The sequence below is a fragment of the Acinetobacter sp. 1542444 genome, assembly GCF_000581835.1.
Taxonomy (GTDB): domain Bacteria; phylum Pseudomonadota; class Gammaproteobacteria; order Pseudomonadales; family Moraxellaceae; genus Acinetobacter; species Acinetobacter pittii.
In genome coordinates this window covers 389,720-407,477 of sequence record NZ_JEYA01000001.1, presented here as the reverse complement: position 1 = coordinate 407,477, position 17,758 = coordinate 389,720, and the positions used below count along the sequence as shown (strand labels likewise).

16 protein-coding genes and 1 tRNA gene are annotated in these 17,758 nt (G+C 33.2%); 13 read left to right on the top strand and 4 right to left on the bottom strand.

Annotated elements, in window-relative coordinates; all coding sequences use genetic code 11:
* Positions 1 to 70 precede the first annotated feature (70 nt).
* From J580_RS06340 to J580_RS06325, 5 genes are all read left to right on the top strand, one after another.
* Complete coding sequence (locus J580_RS06340; protein WP_081403575.1) at positions 71 to 2,527, top strand: fimbria/pilus outer membrane usher protein; 2,457 nt, start codon at positions 71 to 73, stop codon at positions 2,525 to 2,527.
* On the top strand, positions 2,524 to 3,543 hold the full coding sequence (locus J580_RS06335; RefSeq protein ID WP_032003489.1) for a fimbrial protein: 1,020 nt from the start codon (positions 2,524 to 2,526) through the stop codon (positions 3,541 to 3,543). The genes J580_RS06340 and J580_RS06335 overlap by 4 nt, the downstream gene beginning before the upstream one ends.
* 558 nt (positions 3,544 to 4,101) lie before the next feature.
* Positions 4,102 to 4,281, top strand: coding sequence for a hypothetical protein (locus tag J580_RS23670; RefSeq protein WP_002115975.1), 180 nt, complete (start codon positions 4,102 to 4,104; stop codon positions 4,279 to 4,281).
* A gap of 81 nt (positions 4,282 to 4,362) precedes the next feature.
* Entirely contained in the window at positions 4,363 to 5,361 is a 999-nt protein-coding gene (locus J580_RS06330; RefSeq protein WP_005069634.1) for an AraC family transcriptional regulator, read from the top strand.
* Positions 5,362 to 5,464: 103 nt separating this feature from the next.
* The gene (locus J580_RS06325) at positions 5,465 to 6,091 is read left to right on the top strand and encodes a hypothetical protein (RefSeq protein WP_032003488.1); all 627 of its coding nucleotides are present in this window, start codon (positions 5,465 to 5,467) and stop codon (positions 6,089 to 6,091) included.
* Between the two features lie 65 nt (positions 6,092 to 6,156).
* Here J580_RS06325 and J580_RS06320 read toward each other — a convergent pair whose 3' ends face one another.
* Entirely contained in the window at positions 6,157 to 7,008 is an 852-nt protein-coding gene (locus tag J580_RS06320; RefSeq protein WP_032003487.1) for a LysR family transcriptional regulator, read from the bottom strand.
* A gap of 94 nt (positions 7,009 to 7,102) precedes the next feature.
* On the opposite strand from J580_RS06320, the gene J580_RS06315 reads away from it, so the two are divergent.
* The 3 genes from J580_RS06315 (at position 7,103) to J580_RS06305 (ending at position 10,390) form a co-directional block, all read left to right on the top strand.
* Positions 7,103 to 8,032, top strand: coding sequence for a DMT family transporter (locus J580_RS06315; RefSeq protein WP_032003486.1), 930 nt, complete (start codon positions 7,103 to 7,105; stop codon positions 8,030 to 8,032).
* A gap of 236 nt (positions 8,033 to 8,268) precedes the next feature.
* Positions 8,269 to 8,733, top strand: a complete 465-nt coding sequence (locus J580_RS06310) for a hypothetical protein (protein WP_017482308.1) — start codon at positions 8,269 to 8,271, stop codon at positions 8,731 to 8,733.
* 241 nt (positions 8,734 to 8,974) lie between these two features.
* Positions 8,975 to 10,390, top strand: coding sequence for a purine-cytosine permease family protein (locus J580_RS06305; RefSeq protein ID WP_032003484.1), 1,416 nt, complete (start codon positions 8,975 to 8,977; stop codon positions 10,388 to 10,390).
* Positions 10,391 to 10,439: 49 nt separating this feature from the next.
* On the opposite strand, the gene J580_RS06300 is transcribed toward J580_RS06305, so the two are convergent.
* Positions 10,440 to 10,877, bottom strand: a complete 438-nt coding sequence (locus tag J580_RS06300) for a PACE efflux transporter (protein WP_032003483.1) — start codon at positions 10,875 to 10,877, stop codon at positions 10,440 to 10,442.
* Between the two features lie 89 nt (positions 10,878 to 10,966).
* On the opposite strand from J580_RS06300, the gene J580_RS06295 reads away from it, so the two are divergent.
* Both J580_RS06295 and J580_RS06290 read left to right on the top strand, forming a co-directional pair.
* Positions 10,967 to 11,851: a LysR family transcriptional regulator gene (locus J580_RS06295; protein ID WP_032003482.1), complete on the top strand. Its 885-nt coding sequence runs from the start codon at positions 10,967 to 10,969 to the stop codon at positions 11,849 to 11,851.
* Between the two features lie 1,455 nt (positions 11,852 to 13,306).
* Positions 13,307 to 13,383, top strand: a tRNA-Ile gene (locus tag J580_RS06290).
* A 169-nt stretch (positions 13,384 to 13,552) separates the two neighbouring features.
* Here the strand turns inward: J580_RS06290 and J580_RS06285 are convergent.
* Positions 13,553 to 14,416 (bottom strand): iron-containing redox enzyme family protein, encoded by an 864-nt coding sequence (locus tag J580_RS06285; protein WP_032003481.1) that lies wholly within the window; start codon positions 14,414 to 14,416, stop codon positions 13,553 to 13,555.
* A gap of 278 nt (positions 14,417 to 14,694) precedes the next feature.
* Between J580_RS06285 and J580_RS06280 the strand changes: the two genes are divergently transcribed.
* From J580_RS06280 to J580_RS06270, 3 genes are all read left to right on the top strand, one after another.
* Entirely contained in the window at positions 14,695 to 15,267 is a 573-nt protein-coding gene (locus J580_RS06280) for a TetR/AcrR family transcriptional regulator (protein WP_005076373.1), read from the top strand.
* A gap of 186 nt (positions 15,268 to 15,453) precedes the next feature.
* Complete coding sequence (locus J580_RS06275; protein ID WP_017386783.1) at positions 15,454 to 15,999, top strand: 1-acyl-sn-glycerol-3-phosphate acyltransferase; 546 nt, start codon at positions 15,454 to 15,456, stop codon at positions 15,997 to 15,999.
* A 161-nt stretch (positions 16,000 to 16,160) separates the two neighbouring features.
* On the top strand, positions 16,161 to 16,910 hold the full coding sequence (locus tag J580_RS06270) for a YebC/PmpR family DNA-binding transcriptional regulator (protein ID WP_002114471.1): 750 nt from the start codon (positions 16,161 to 16,163) through the stop codon (positions 16,908 to 16,910).
* 45 nt (positions 16,911 to 16,955) lie between these two features.
* On the opposite strand, the gene J580_RS06265 is transcribed toward J580_RS06270, so the two are convergent.
* A complete protein-coding gene (locus J580_RS06265; RefSeq protein ID WP_002050132.1) occupies positions 16,956 to 17,426 on the bottom strand; it encodes an Lrp/AsnC family transcriptional regulator in 471 nt (156 codons plus the stop codon).
* Positions 17,427 to 17,758: the final 332 nt, after the last annotated feature.

Below are 17,758 nucleotides of genomic sequence, written 5' to 3'. Positions count from 1 at the left end.
TATACCTTATATATGTTTAAAAAGCCCCTTTACTTGGTATGTCGTCTCAAGTATTACGCTATTCATGCCTATGGCTATATATGCTGAAAATACTAGTGATGTTCCACATTTTACAAAGGCTGAATTTGATAGCAATTTCTTAGTAGGTAATGCACAAAAAATTGATATAGCTCGTTTCAAATACGGCAACCCGATCTTGCCTGGTGAATATAGCTTAGATGTTTATATTAATGGTCAATGGCTGGGTAAACGGCGTATGCGATTTACTGCCTCAGCTCCTAACACAAATGCTGAAACATGTTTTACAGAAGCCACGTTGCTTGAATATGGCGTAAAAGCTGATGTTCTAAGTCAACATGACTCTAATTCATCTCTTTCATGTAAAGTTCTCGCTTCATGGATAGATAGTGCTTTTTATGTATTTGATAGTTCCCGTTTAAGAATTGATATTTCGATCCCGCAAGTCGTCTTAGAAAAAAATCCGCAAGGCTATATCGATCCACATTTGTGGGATCGCGGTATTAATGCAGCTTTTTTAAGCTATAACGCCACAGCATATCGAATAGTCAATGAACAACATGAAAATAGTTATGCTTTTATGGGAACCAATCTTGGAGCAAATTTAGCAAGTTGGCAGTTTCGCCATAATGGACAATGGAAATGGCAAAGCCAATCTAATTCTCAATCTAATAATTCTTCTTATACCTCGACAAATACATATGTACAAAAGGCATTTTCCGATATCCATGGTGTTGTTACTTTAGGAGATTATTTTACTAATAGCGATTTTATTGACTCTTTGCCCTATCGTGGAATGAATATTTCAAGTGATGACCGAATGCTTCCAAATAGCATGCTCGGTTATGCTCCAAGAGTTCGAGGTTATGCCAAAACCAATGCAAAAGTCGAAGTTAGACAACAAGGTAATTTAATTTACCAGACCACCGTTCCACCTGGGAACTTTGAAATTAATGATCTCTATCCCACAGGATTTGGAGGTGAGTTACAAGTTTCGGTACTTGAATCTAATGGAGTAGTTCAAAAATATTCTATTCCATATGCTTCTGTAATTGAAATGCTACGTCCTCAAATGAGCCGATATTCATTCACCTTAGGACAATTTCGAGACCCAAACATTAAGTTAACTCCATGGCTAATACAGGGTAAATATCAACGCGGAATCAACAATTACCTTACAACTTATAGCGCAATTCAAGGAACGCAGCAGTATTTCTCTGTATTGTTAGGTACAGCTTTTTCAACGCCTATTGGCGCTATTTCTTTTGATGCAACACATTCAAATACCAATTTTTCCCATCAACCTAAAATGACAGGGCAAAGTTATCGTCTAAGTTACAATAAATTATTTTCTCCAACACATACTAACCTAACACTAGCAACTTATCGTTATTCAACACAAAACTATCTCAAGCTACGTGATGCAATTTTAATTCGGGACTTACAAGAGCAAAATATTGATAGTTTTTCGGTAGGTAAGCAAAAAAGTGAATTCCAGATTAATTTAAATCAAGTTCTTCCAAATCAATGGGGAAATTTCTATTTAATAGGTTCGTGGACAAACTATTGGAACCAGCCTACTACTAATAAGCAATTCCAATTAGGCTATAGCAACCAATTTAAAGATTTAACTTATAGTTTCTCTGCAATTAATAGTGAAACTATTGAAGCTGGTGGGCGAGCTAACCAAGATACTCAATACCTCATTTCTCTATCCTTCCCCTTAGATTTTAAGAAAAGCTCTTTAAATTTTAATAGTCTTATAAGTGAAGATAGCCAAATTCTGAGTTTTAGCGGTTTTACAGGAAACCGGTTGAATTACGGCGCATCAATTTCCAGTCAAAACCATGGTCAAACGAATCTCAATATCAATGGCAACTATAAGACAAACTACACAACATTAGGTGCTTCATTTAGTTACGCTGACTCATATCAACAAGAAATGCTTAACTTGAGTGGCAATATCGTTGCTCACCCCCAAGGAATTCTGTTTGGTCCAGATCAAGCTCAAACAATGGTTTTAGTTTATGCACCAGATGCAACAGGAGCACAAGTCGGTAATACACCAGGCCTCAGCATAAACAAAAATGGATATGCGGTTATCCCCTATGTTACGCCTTACCATATGAATGACATTAGCCTTGATCCGCAAAACATGTCCACACAGGTTGAGCTAGCTGAAAGTAGCTTACGTATTGCTCCCTATGCAGGCTCAATCACTAAAGTTCAATTCACAACAAAAAAAGGTTACGCACTTTTTATCAGCCCAACCACTTTAGATGGCTCACATTTACCTTTTGCCGCACAGGTATATAACCAAAATAACGAAGTGATAGGTATTGTTGCGCAAGGCAGCCGTATTTATTTACGAACCCCCTTAACCCATGACCTTTTATATGTGAAATGGGGAGAAAGGAGTACTGAAAAATGCGAACTTGAATACGATATCACGGATCAAATAAAGCATAACAATCAATCAATTATTATGACAAAGGCAGTCTGTAAATGAATAAGATTTTAAAAAAAATTGGATTTTTGGCAGTGAGTCTATTTGCTTATAGCCATACAAATGCAAATTGTAATTTAAGTAAGGGATTTACCACCGTCGATATCCCGATGAACATTGGTAAAATCGTCGTAAAGCCGACTGACCCTATAGGGACTATCTTACAAAGGAATACTTTTACAATTTCTCCCAATAATTCCACTGCAACATGTAGTCGTGCTAGTGATCAAATTATTGCGGCTCTCCCCTTAAATTATCCAGTTAGCCCAATAGGTAATAATGTATATGCAACCAATATTCCCGGTATTGGTATTCGTCTTTATCGTGAAGCAGCAGATGCTTCAGATTTTTCTGGGTATTATCCATATAGACGTACTTTAACCCCAAATACTGCATATACCCTTTCACCAGGATATTTTGTTATGGAAGTTATTAAAACATCCATGACCACAGGTTCAGGAGCATTAGTAGCAGGACGTTACAGCACCTATTATGTATCAGGTCAACAAAACCGACCATTTTTAACTACTACAGTATTAAGTAATGCTCCTATTCTGATCGCGTCTTCATCGTGTGAAATTCAAAATGGTGTAGATATACCTATTCAACTCCCGACTGTTACAAAGTCAGGTTTTAAAGCGATTGGTTCAACACAAGGTGAGCAGAGTTTTAATCTATCGATTTTATGTAATGGCGGTGAAAACAACTCGGGTATAGCAACAAGTAACACCATCAGCTTAAGTTTTGACTATAATTCTGATCCCACAAATAATCAGGTCATTAATAATAGTGCATCAAACTCAACCAAAGCCAATGGTGTCGGTGTAGAACTATTATGGAATATGAATGGTGCCACTACCCCAATTCAAAAAACAATAAAACAAAATATAGGCACAGTCAGCTCTAATCAGACTATAGAGTACGATATTCCCTTAACTGCTCGTTACTATCAAACAGCGGCTAATGTAAGCGCGGGTGAGGTTACGGCAACAGCAACTGTAACTATTCAATATGATTAATTTGTCTCTAAAAATTTATTAAAAATAATTAAGCTTAGCTCAGCTAAATAATCTTAAAATTTAACGATTCAAAAATTTTGTAGTTATATTAAAAAGTCACATAAAAAAATGCTCATAAGCAAAAATAGCAAATGAGCATTAGTGATAACCACTTAACCTGAAATACAAATTGTGGGAAATAGATCACAATTTGCATAACTATAATTCCAAAATTTAGCTTAAAAATCAAGTCTTTTTTTTAACAAAAATTTAAATAATCACAGTAAGCTATTGTTTTATATTAATTAAAAAATTAAATTTATTTTTTACATTCCTATTTTATAGTGTTTCTAAAGAATTATCATTCTATTAATTAATAAAAACTTAATTTTAAGAAAAAAGAAAGAAATCGATATACATGACCTAAAAATAATTTATTTTATTTTTCAAAAGCTTAATAAAAAACGAATTTTATAGAATTATAAAGAATTACATAATCTATAATAAAAAAAACATAAATAAATTTAGAAATCCCCTTCAATTACAAACAATATTCTTAGGCTTTTATCAGAACGTAACATGCTCATTTTTTGGAAAATATTATGTATTGTTTTACTAAGTCTAGGAGCTACAAGTATAGGTTACGCGATCAGTAAAATTGATCTTTTTCTTTTCCTCATAGGGCTACTTTTACTAATATCTTTTATTTTAGCTTTAAAACAGGCACGTGAAGATGCAGGCTTTTTTTCTGATCAATGAAATTTATAGGTAAGAATATCGTATTAACAATAAATTCATGATTGAATGCATTGTACAACTTTCTGGATATTTATAAAAAACATGTCAAAAAATTCTTCCGATGCTGGAATTTTTTTATGGATGACTTATCAAACTATGCAGCAAATGGGATTAGATGCAGCATCTATTTTTGCAAGTGTAAATTTACCCAATCAACCGCCCGATAAAAATATTCGTAGAGACAATTCTACTCAACAGCGATTTTGGACAGCGGCAGAAGAAATAAGTGAAGATCCTGATATTGGTTTGCATGTAGGTAGTCAAATGCCTGCTTTCAGAGGTTTAGTTATTGAATATTTATTTTTAAGTAGTTCTACTTTCGGTGAAGGTTTACAACGTGCTTTAAGATATCAGGACCTGTTAACCGATGTATTTAATCTTTCTTTAATTGTTGAAAAAGATATCGCGTTATTAGTAGGTTTTGAACACCCTGTAAGACATTATCTTGAATGTGGTATCGGTATTTTTCTTAATTTTTTTAAATATATTACAAATAACGAGTTTAGGCCTAGCCAAATTACATTACCTTATCAACAAGGTGCTTCAGCTAATAATTATCAAGAAGCTTGGAAATGCCCGGTAATTTTAAACCAAAAACAAGGCGCTATAATTTTTCCTAGTACATTATTGAATAAAGCATCACCAGCGGCTGAACCTGAATTATTAAAAATTCATGAAACAATTGCTGAACAGCAACTATCAAACTTAGAAAAGCATCAACTTGTTTATGCGATTGAGCGCTTGCTCAGCAATGGTTTACTTGAATCTGGTCAATTCGATCAAAAATTTATTGCTGAACAATTAAATCGTAACCCACGTACCCTTCGAGCTGATTTACAAGCAATTAATACTAATTACGAGAAAATTTTAAACCAGCATCGAGAGAAGCTTGCAAGACGTTTACTTGCAAACACCAAAGAAACTCTTGATCAAATTGTTTATTTAACTGGTTTTTCTGAACCCTCCGCATTTACACGAGCTTTTAAACGTTGGACTGGTGAGACTCCAAGCGCATATCGCCAACGCAAACAAAAGCAATAAAATTGATTTTATAGGCAGTTCTTGGACTGCCTATAAAGTCAAAGCGATAAAACTTTCTTATTTTACAATGCATTTAAATTATGATTCATGAGAAGTAATTAGTATGCTCGGGTTTCCTGTCGGTATTTTTGTTGCAAATGGCCTTGAATGGTACTTCCATAAAGTTTGGTTACACGAATATCCAACCAAGTATCGTAACAGCCCTTTTTTTACTCATATTGCTCATCATAAACGTGCTCGCTTAAATAATTTTCATGATGAAGGTTATGCAGAATCAATGTTCAAAAATGCAGAAATTTATAATGAAAAAACAGCATTAATTAGTTTAGCTGGTGCTGCAACAGTCTTCTTACCAGTAGCTCCCTTTTTTACAGCTGGGCTTTATTATGGCTTATGGAATTATTGGCATGTACATTCAAAAGCCCATTTAGACCCTGAATATGCTAAGAAACGCATCCCTTGGCACTATGATCATCATATGACAAGCAATCAAAATGCTAATTGGTGCGTTACCAAACCATGGTTTGACTATATTATGGGAACTAGGATCAAAACCGAAGTATCTCAAACCGAAAGCAACCCCTTAGGTATCAAATTACCAAAGTTGTTAGAAAAGCCAATTAATTTTGCTGCACGACGCATACTTGCCAAATCATATACCAAAATTGATTTAAACTCCGAACAGGACCAATCTAATTTACGTAGAGGAATAGAGGTCAGTCTGGCTTAAAATTTATCTCAATATAAAAGCTACGGACTCCCGTAGCTTTTATATAAATGGATAGCATTAACACATTAGACCTTAAAAGCTTCAAAACAAGATATAAGAAAATCCATTACTACACGTATTGCAGGGCTATGCCTTAAATCTTCGTGTGTGACTAACCATATTTCAGCACTCATCGGATAATCATCTTGTAATCTGATCAAATTACTAAGAGCTCCTAAAAAATCAGGTAAGACCGCTAAACCAATTTCTCCACATGCAGCTCTCCACTGTAACTCGGGATTATTGGTAACCATTATCGGTTCTTTATGATTTAACCTTTCTTTTAACTTTTGCTGTTTTTGACCATGCACTCCCCCCACTTCTACACTAATCCATTCATAATTTTCAGGATCTGTTGAAGCTAAATAATTTGGACCTGCATATATTCCAAAAGGTATTTCACCTACTTTTCGAGCAACTAAATTTTCATCTTTGGGACGTCCAAATCGTACCGCAATATCAGCCTCACTATGCTGTAAAGAAACATAATGAACATCACCGAGCACCCGTAATTTTAATTGCGGATAATGGCGATAAAATTTACCCAAATGAGGCATGATGAGATGTGCAGCAGTTAAAGGAGGCATACTAATAGAGACACTTCCCATTACTTCTTGCTGACCTGCTTGAGTTAAACGCTCGATAGAAAAAGTTTCTTCCATCATACGAGCAACTACTTGTGCAAGACGTTCTCCGTCAGGAGTCAGAATGTATGTCCGTGGCCTACGATCAACTAATTTAAGTTTTAAATTTTGTTCTAGCTGGGCAATTCTTCTGGATACAGTTGCATGGTCTACACCCAATTTTCTAGCAGCAGCGGAAAGTGACTTTTCTTCGGTAAAAACTGAAAAGTAATGCAAATTTTCCCAATCAATCATTGTGCAAATTTTCACATTGGAAGTGTATTAATATGGAATTGTACACCTTTATAGATTTGCCGAGAATAAAACCTTTCATAATGGGAGCCTGTCCATGAACAGAACGGTGGCTTATGCCTATGCTGGTGTTGTCTTAACGATGTTTTTTTGGGGATCAGCATTTAATGCAATGTCTTATATTATTCAACATATGCCCCCGTTATCTGCTGCGTCTGAACGTTTTTTTATTGCAAGTCTAGGCTTACTCTTAATCTTTTCAATAACAGGCCAGCTTAGATGGACAGCTTTAAGACAGAATCTAGTAATCTATTTGATTATTGGTATTATCGGAATTGCAGGATTCAACATTGGCTGTTTTTATGGACTTCAAACCACATCAGCTGTTAACGGTGCTTTAATTATGGCAACCACGCCATTAATGACTCTATTAATGACAATCCTTTTAGATGGTGAAAAACTTACTACTAATAAATTCTTAGGCGTTTTATTTGGCTTAAGTGGTGTGTTACTGGTGATTAGTCAGGGACATATAACGACTTTGCTGCACCTCAAAATAGACATTGGAGATCTATTTATATTATTGGGCGCATTTGGATTTTGCCTAGCAAATGTACTGTCTCGCCGTTATGTAAAAAATGCTACTCCCTTAGAAACAACAACTTTCTCTATGATGTTCGGGGCAATAACACTTGGTTTGTTGAGTGTGATATTTGAAGATCCTCTTACAGCAATTGCATCTGCCCCTATTAATGCGCACTTAGCCATGGGATATGTTGTTATCTGCTCTACCATGATTGCTTATCTATTCTGGTTTAATGGTATACAAAAGTTAGGTGCTGGTCGTGCTTCTGTCTTTTTTAACTTTGTGCCAGTGTTCAGTATGATAATTGCTCTACTTACTGGACAAGCCCTCAATATCTGGCAGTTAGTAGGAACAGTTTTAGTGATGCTTGGTGTAATGAGTAGCGGAGGATTTTTTAAAATTAAAAGCACTGCACTTATAGCAAAACCTTGTACAAAATAAGAAATGTGCTGCTACATTAAAAATTTATCCTTAATATGTAGCAGCATTTTCAAATATAAAAATTATTCCTCAATAATTTCTTTAAATTCTTATATTTTCAATTTTTTTTTACATTTGTGATAGTTTATACAAAAGCTCATCTTAATTATTCCGTTGTAACAAATACTGTATGTTTCTTTAAAACTTAATAAAAGATTGCCATATATAGTTTTAAAACAACCAAAGGAGATATTAAAATGAAGCTGGATTTTACAACAATTGAAAAGCAAGCCAAATTGCTACAAGAAGAGCAAGAAAAGATCGAGCAACGAGATCATGAATTTCAAGTTGCCTTAGATAAACATAGAGAATCCCTTAAGAATTTATTTAAAGATCTTTTCTCTGACAGAGAAATTAAGACTGAAAATGGAGGCCACTTCTGTGTAACCTTCGGTGATTTCAAAATTTCCTTATTGATTGAAACTGCTAAATTTGAAAATGGCGTTCCTGTAAAATTAAACTCCGTAAACCCTGTTATTATTAAATGCAAGAAAGATAAGCCGATTGCAAAAGCACAGTTTACAGATGCAACCCAATATCTAGATAACCATTTAGACACTCCAAATTATCAGTATTATTTTAAGCAAGAAGATAAGACCCAACTGGTACAATTTTCTGAACTTCCCACTTATTTCCAACTTGTTTTAGACGCAAACGTATAAAATCGAGCCCTCTTCAGAGGGCTTTTTTATATATTATTTTTTTATCATTTAACTTTTAAAAAATAAAATCAGTCAAATACTTTTTCTACTTATCTATGAATTATTTAACTCAATTTTAACGTCCAATACTTCAAAAACATTTGATTCTTCTTAAAATTACTTGTATATACATGTTTATATTTGATTATACAAATATAAATAAATAAGAATAGGATGGCTCTTAAAGGATAAGGAGAGTGAAATGGACTCATCGGCTGGGAAACCTAATAGTAGTTTTATAGAAAACCGAAGTATTGATTTTATTCCGGAAAATGAAAGACACGGCGGAGTATTTGCTCAATTTACCCTATGGTTCGGCGCCAACTTACAAATCACAGCCATTGTGACAGGCGCGCTAGCCGTTGTGTTAGGCGGAGATGTTTTTTGGTCTATTATCGGCTTATTAGTAGGACAATGTTTTGGTGCTGCCGTCATGGCACTGCATGCTGCCCAAGGTCCTAAACTTGGTCTCCCTCAAATGATTTCAAGCCGTGTGCAATTTGGGGTTTATGGTGCTTGTATTCCAATTATACTCGTTTGCCTTATGTATATTGGCTTTACCGCAACTGGAGAGGTATTAGCTGGTAAAGCAATTGCACATTTGGCACATGTCAGCAATACAACTGGTATATTAATTTATGCAAGTTTAATCATTTTATTCGCAACGATTGGATATCGTTTAATCCATTTGGTAGGCAAAGTAGCCAGTATTATTGGTTTGATTGCTTTTGTGATTATTTTGACTCAGATCTTCGCACTTTCTGATTTTTCTGAACTCTTAGCAGTACGTCATTTCAGCTGGTCTTCATTCTTGTTAGCAGTTTCCCTTTCTGCTTCTTGGCAAATCTCTTTTGGTCCCTATGTTGCAGATTATTCTCGATATCTTCCAACTAAAACATCTTCATCTCGTGTTTTTTGGGCTGTCGGCTTAGGTTCTTTAATTGGCTCACAAATTTCTATGAGCTTAGGCGTTTTAATCGCTCAGGTTGCAAACGGCAATTTTGTCGGAAATGAAGTTCAATATGTTGTGGGTATGAACCCAATTGCCCTTGTCGTAACCTTTCTATATTTTAGTATCGCTTTTGGGAAAGTTACTCTAACGACCTTAAATGCCTATGGCAGTTTTATGTGTATTGCTACGATTTGGAATAGTTTCAAATCGACAAATCAAATCTCAAAAATAACAAGATTATTGATTGTCCTTGCTATGGTTGTAGTCTCAACCTTTATTGCAATTATAGGTGAACATACTTTTTTAAGCGCCTTTAAAGCATTTATTTTGTTTTTACTCACCTTTTTTATTCCGTGGAGTGCCATTAATCTTGTTGATTACTACTTTATCTCTAAAGAAGAATGTGATGTAGATGCACTCTATGATCCAAATGGTAAGTATGGCCGTTGGAATCGGATTGGAATTACCTGCTACTTTCTAGGTATTTTGATTCAACTGCCATTTATTGATAGTAGATTTTATACGGGACAAATTGCGGCAATGCTAGGAGGAATCGATTTATCGTGGCTCGTAGGTCTTATTTCTACTGCTTTGATTTATTACATTTTCGCCAAGAAAGCTCAATTAAAGTTTTCAAAACAGTTAGTCATTGATCAAATCAAATAATGAAACTAGATAAGCTATCAAAGTCGATTACCTTGATAGCTTTTTACGGTTATTCTGATAGCGCTTTAGCCTGTGCCGAAATAGGCAATCCAAATAACTTATCAAAACTCCAATTAAATATAAAAGTATAGATAGGAATAATGATAATAAAGGCCACATCTAACCAAAAAGCAGCAATCAAGGAAATATCCATCCACCATGAAATAAGAGGAATTAAAAACAGAACCAAAGTAAGCTGAAAACCGATGGCATGTCCAACTCTACGCTTAACTGTACGGATATGACTGCTTTGTTTAGCTTCCCATTTCTCATATAAAATATTGTAGATAAAATTCCAAGTTACAGCGATGGTCGTAATCATGACAGATAGTGGTCCAGTATGTTCAACACTATCACCTGCCAAAATCGCTAATCCTACTGATGAAATAACCATTCCGATTATTTCATAGGAAGAAACATATACAATTCGACGCTTTATACCTTGCATAATCACTAAACTCTGCTTAATTCCTTATATTTTAATTTCAGTCAAAATCATATATAAAGTTAATAGCTTTCAGTTCAACTGATATCAAAATGAATTTTAACAGTGAAAATATTGAACTTTTCATAACCGTACTCGATACAGGTTCTTTCTCTGCGGCTGCTCGTAAACTAAATCGAGTCCCCTCAGCAGTAAGTATGGCCATTGCAAATTTAGAAGCAGAATTGGGTTACACATTATTTGAACGAACTCCCCGAAAGGTCATTCCAACCGCCACAGCATTAGCCTTGGAACCTCAAGCACGGATCATTTCTGAACAACTTAGGCTATTTAGCACTCATGCACATGAACTTTCTTTAGGCCTTGAAAGTAAATTACGTATTGGTGTTGTTTCTGATGTAAATACAAAATTATTATTCCATTCAATAAAAAAATTAGCCGATAAATTCCCTTTACTGAACATAGAAGTTATTACTGCTCCCCAAGACGACATTGTTAATTTACTTTATACGGAGCAAATCAGTCTTTGCTTAGCGGGTTCAGACCTCAATATAAAAATGCGCGAGAATCTACAATTGGTAATGACTGAAACAGTGGCGGCTACAATTTCTTCTAACCACGCTCTTCTACAAGATAGAACAAAACAGTTTTCTATTGAGGAATTAATTAATATTAGACAAATTGTTGTGGCGAGTAGTGAGCATGAAATGACAGATTCCCGTTCAATTATTGGTGCAATGTACTGGAAAACCAATAGTCTACAAACAGCAATTAATATGGTTGAAGCTGGACTTGGTTGGGGAAATTTTCCGTTATCACTAGTACAAGATAAAATTGATCAAGGTCACTTAGTCCTTTTAGATTTTAAAAATACAAAAAATCATTTACCTCTATCTATTTATTTAATTTGGCTCCAAGACCGCCCTTTACCTAAAGCAGCTAGAGAGTTAATTCAAATTATTCAAGAAAATTTATAAAACTTTATAGGTTAGTTCTGAAAGTCTAAAGATTTTTTATAATTTTTATTCTTGTTAAATCTAGTTTATTTAAAGCTTAAGCTTATTACTCTGTACTATCTCTCTAAATACTACTAAAAACAAAAAGCCTACTTAGAAAGTAGGCCTCTTGTTGTATTTCAGGATTAAGCAATAATATTTTGTTTTGTAAAAAATACACTTATACTTTATTAAAACCAAGTGTTTTAGTCAAGAATAAAGTTTATAAGATACAAGTATTTGTATTCTTGTGAAGACAATCACAATTTAGGTTTTATATAGAAAATACTTTAGAGAAGGAAAGATATTTTAATGATAAAAATTTCTATTACCGCTCTTAACAGTTTTTTTTGAAAAACACAACAAACACCTTAAGAAAAAGTATTATATTTTAATTAAATTTATTTTCATCAAAAAATATTGAATCCCTTTATTCATTATTTTTATATTTCATAATTAAAGTTGCTAACTTTATATGTTAATTTTTACTTTTTATTAAGTTGAATTTAAGTTTCACACCTACTCTAAAAATTAATAATATTATTTTTCTTAAGTCATTTAACAATAATAGTCTATGTTTTTTACTATATATAGGATAGAACTTATTAAGAGAATTATTGTAACTATTATTTTTCTTAAGTCATTTAACAATAATAGTCTATGTTTTTTACTATATATAGGATAGAACTTATTAAGAGAATTATTGTAACTATTATTTTTCTTAAGTCATTTAACAATAATAGTCTATGTTTTTTACTATATATAGGATAGAACTTATTAAGAGAATTATTGTAACTATTATTTTTCTTAAGTCATTTAACAATAATAGTCTATGTTTTTTACTATATATAGGATAGAACTTATTAAGAGAATTATTGTAACTATTATTTTTCTTAAGTCATTTAACAATAATAGTCTATGTTTTTTACTATATATAGGATAGAACTTATTAAGAGAATTATTGTAACTATTATTTTTCAATAAATATAATTAAAAAGGCAATCTACCATATATCTAAAGCTTAATTACAATATGAAAATATATAATATTTTTAATCTCCATTTATATTTATCTTAAATAAGTTTTTCTAATTCTATATTTTCACAATACTTAAACAGCACACCCACACTCCCTGATTATATTTTAAACAAAATTTATTTTATATAAATTAATGTCTCAAACTACAAATACAATTAAGTCATCGTCACAATAGATTGTTGGAATAAATTCTAATTGATCGATAAATAACTTTTCCCACTTTACTCTTGAACTACACATAAGCTAGAATCACTATCGCTTGAAATATTAACCAATATGACACAATATTTTTGGGTTTAGTTTGCGTCTACTTCAGAAAATGACTTGTGTTTAATAAAAAAATTGATTAGTATTGCACGCACTGAAAAGCATTGAGATTAAAAGCTTTTCTGACTTATAGGGCCTATAGCTCAGTTGGTTAGAGCAGCGGACTCATAATCCGTTGGTCCACAGTTCAAGTCTGTGTGGGCCCACCAAATACCGAACCTCATAAACAAAAAGTTTATGGGGTTTTTTAATATATATCCAAATAGAATATACTTTACTCTTATAAAAAATACTCAAAATTTAAATTTATTTTATCCCTAAATTTTAGATGTTTTAAAATACACTTACGTTTCGTACTAAATATCCATCTTTCATCTATTAAGCTAAGATTTGCTTTCGCATGGGCTCAGAATTCTCTAATTGTGTATCCCAAAACTTTTCCCATAAATCACAATACTCTAAGCATAATTTTTCAATATAATTATAGTCTTCTTCTGTACAAGCTTGCATCAAGACATACCATAAATCTTCTTCATGATCGTCATCTGCTGCTTCAGCACTTTCATCCTCAGAAATACCATGTACATGATAATAACCACCACCCTCCACATCTAGACCAACTGCTTTAGTTGCTCTACGTAAAGGTGGACTATACAGAATGACTTCTTCTTCTGCGACTGCTAATAAAGCTGAAACAGCTTTATAGTCATCATAAGCATTTTCTAAAAATACCCTAACCTGATCTGCAATTTCAGTCGGATGATAAGTTAGACGATCTTGTTCTGTAATACCGAAATCATTCAATATATCTTCAAATAAGGGATAATGAGCATATTCAGGATTTCCCTGATAGTAGCCGTCTTTATCCAACCCTGGCCGAAATCCAAACTCATCAAAAATATTTAAACTCAAAAGAAAACGCGGGAACATTTTTGCACCAGCATGCAATCTCGGCTCTAATTGTTTAGTTTGAAATTGAGCCATGAGCAATGCATCAGTAAAAGTTTGCACAATTGCATGGCGATACTCTAAATGAATTTTTTTTAAATCTTCTTTATTAATTTCGCCATTATTTAAAGTATCGATTGCAGGATGATGAGATACAGGATGTTTCGCAATCTTTGCTCTTAATCGGGTTAAAAAGTTTGAATTTTTTTCCCATAGTTCAGCTGAAATGCTTTGTTTCATCCCTGTAAGCGCTTTCTTTCTAGGATTATTAAAATTCTCAAATTTCTTAGGCATATCCGCTCTCATTAAACTTATTGAAGCATGATCGATTTTTACATATTTTATTATAAAAACAATGACTTAAATTAATATTTAAATATGTTCCTTCATTGATTAATATTAGAATTAAAATCGTACGAAATCAAATAAAAAATTTAAAAAAACTCCAATTAATGATAATCATTATCACAATCTCAACTTGAATCAAAATCAGTTTTTTATTATCATAATTTGTATTAAAAATTTAATATTTTAGATTAAGTTATAATTAGTTTTAACTATATGGAATAGTAATGTCAAAAAAAGAAGATATTATAAATACTGCTTTAAATTTATTTAATCAGATTGGGTACAATGCTACTGGTGTTGACCGTATTATTGCTGAATCAAATGTTGCAAAAATGACTTTTTATAAATATTTTCCGTCAAAGGAAAATTTAATTATGGAATGCTTGCAACATCGAAATATAAATATCCAAAACTCAATCAATGAACAATTAAGTTTACATCAAGATGCTAGTCCTCTTGAGCAAATTCATATTATTTTTAATTGGTATATTGAATGGATCAATAGCGAAACATTTAATGGCTGTTTATTTAAAAAGGCATTTATTGAAGTATCTAAACAATATACTTCAATTCGTGAACCATTTTATGAATATACAAAATGGTTGACTAATCTGTTACATGAAAAACTTACTCAGTTAGGTATAGAAAACCCAACTCCCCTTGTTCATATCATTATTTCTATTATTGATGGGATGATTATTGATGGAACGACCGATAAAAACCTTATTAACCCTGAAAAAATTTGGAAATATATTGAATATTTAATTAATGAAGAGATACCACAGCCAGTATCTTAATTTTAAAATTATCTAGGTTTATTACTTTCAGACGAAGTTTGAGAAAAATAAAAAAAGAACTTTTAAAATATTTTAGAACTTAGATAATCCTTAACTTTTGTGGTCTACTTTAGCTTTCATAATTTTTCTAGGCTTTTTTACAAACTCATATTAGAATCCTGAAAATTTATCAATTTGCACTGATGTATGAAAAAATTTCTAGGTAACTCTATCTTTAAAGCCGTTGGTTGGACCTACAATGTAGACCCACAAATTCTTGAGAAAAAACAAGTTATTATTGGCTTTGAACATACTTCAAATCTAGATGCAGTGCTCTCGATTGCCCTCTTCCAAATGTTAGACATCAAAATTCATACTTTAATAAAGAAAGAACTTTTCAAAGGCCCACTTAAGCCAATTTTAGAAAAATTGGGTGGCATTCCTGTTGATCGTAAAGCAAGTAAAGATATCGTTTCGCAAATGGTTGAGCAATTTCAAACCCATGAAACTTTTAACTTAGTGATTGCTCCAGAAGCTACACGTGCTAAAGATGGCTCTGAACGTAAGCCTATCCGTACAGGTTTTTGGCATATTGCAAAAGCAGCCAATGTTCCTATTGTTTTAATGTATGCCAATGCTCGAAGTAAACAAGGTGGGATTTTAGGTAAAATTTACCCGACTGATTTACAAAAAGACTTGGAAACCATTAAAGAGCTGTACGCTCAATTTGACATAGATGTAAAAATTAACTAAATCAAATTGGACTTGATTTGACCTAATCTCAATCATTAGGTCTTAAGCTTATTGTTCTTATTCAATTGGCTAACAAAACGCAGGGCAACAGTTTTCAACAAAACCAAGCCTATGCTAATATTCCAGCACTTTTGCATTTTCTTTTTTTGGAGTTCACGTCCATGGCGGGTCATTCTAAATGGGCCAATATTAAGCATCGTAAAGCTAAACAAGATGCAAGTCGCGGTAAGGTTTTTACTAAATATATTCGTGAAATTGTGACTGCTGCCAAACTTGGTGGTGGAGATCCTGCTAGCAACCCTCGTCTGCGTGCAGTAGTTGAAAAAGCTCTCTCAGTTAATATGACACGTGACACCATTAACCGTGCTATCCAACGTGGTGCTGGTGGTGAAGATAATGATGATCTAAAAGAAGTAACTTATGAAGGTTATGGTGTTGGCGGGGTTGCTGTTCTTGTTGAAACAATGACAGATAACTTAAACCGTACAGTACCAGACGTACGTCACTGTTTTAGTAAAACAAATGGTAACTTAGGAACTGCGGGTTCTGTATCTTATCTATTTACTAAACGTGGTGAGATTACTTTTGAAGATGTTTCTTTAGAAGATAAAATCATGGAAGTTGCTTTAGAAGCTGGCGCTGAAGATATTGAAGTTTCAGAAGACGAAATTTTGGTAATCACTTCACCAGAAACTTTTGGTGAAGTACAAGATGCCCTTACTGCTGCTGGTTTAAAATCTGATAACGCAGAAGTTGTGATGAGTCCATCTACAAAAGCTGAAATTACAGATGTTGACCAAGCAAAACAAATTCTTAAAATGATTGATATGTTTGAAGATCTTGACGATGTACAAAACGTTTATACTAACGTTGAATTCTCGGATGAGGTTTTGGCTCAACTTGATGCTTAAATCAAACATTTGAATCAAAGAAAACGCACCAAATGGTGCGTTTTTTTATAGTTTGTTGAGCAAGTTATAGCAATTAAACACATTATATTCTTTAATGACAAAGCTAGAATGCAAAGCAACTACATTGTCGATTTTTCCAATACGTCTTAATAAAATTTCACTGTAGTCATCCATGTTGCGTGCTACAAGCTCTAAAATAAAATCAGCACTCTGACCCGTTACCAAGAATGCATTAGTTACTTCTGGAATTGCTTCTATTTCAGACAGAAACTTATCAAATGTTTCACTATCATGTTTACTCAGTGAAACTTGCAATAAAATATGTAAAGTAAAACCAAGCTTACTAAAATTAATTTCCCTTTTGAGCTGTCCCATAATGTTGGCTTCAATCAGGTGCTTAATACGGCGATGCACAGAACTGACTGACAGATTGATCCGTTCTGAAAGTTCATTCAAATTTAAGTCTTCATGAGACAAAATTTCTAGAATTTGTTTATCAAAACGATCTAACTCCACTCTTAATCTCCAGCCAGAATTTCACAGTAAAGACAGTATAACCCTATACCATCACCTCTGCATTGAAAATACAAAGGTTTATGGACAGCAAAACTCTATTTCTTTTATAGAGTTTATTTCGATTATGCCTTTTAAACGTGCAAGTAGTGTCAGAGGCGGTTCATTTTAGAGAGTCAGTTTTATGCTTAAATCTGGTTTATCTATTCAGAATCCTTATTCTCACTACCATTTGAGGCTAAAAAGGAATTAATCATCAAAATTTGACTATTTTTTAATCTTCGCAAAGTTGGCATCATTTTTGTTATGTATTTGCAGGAAAATTTTTATCCATG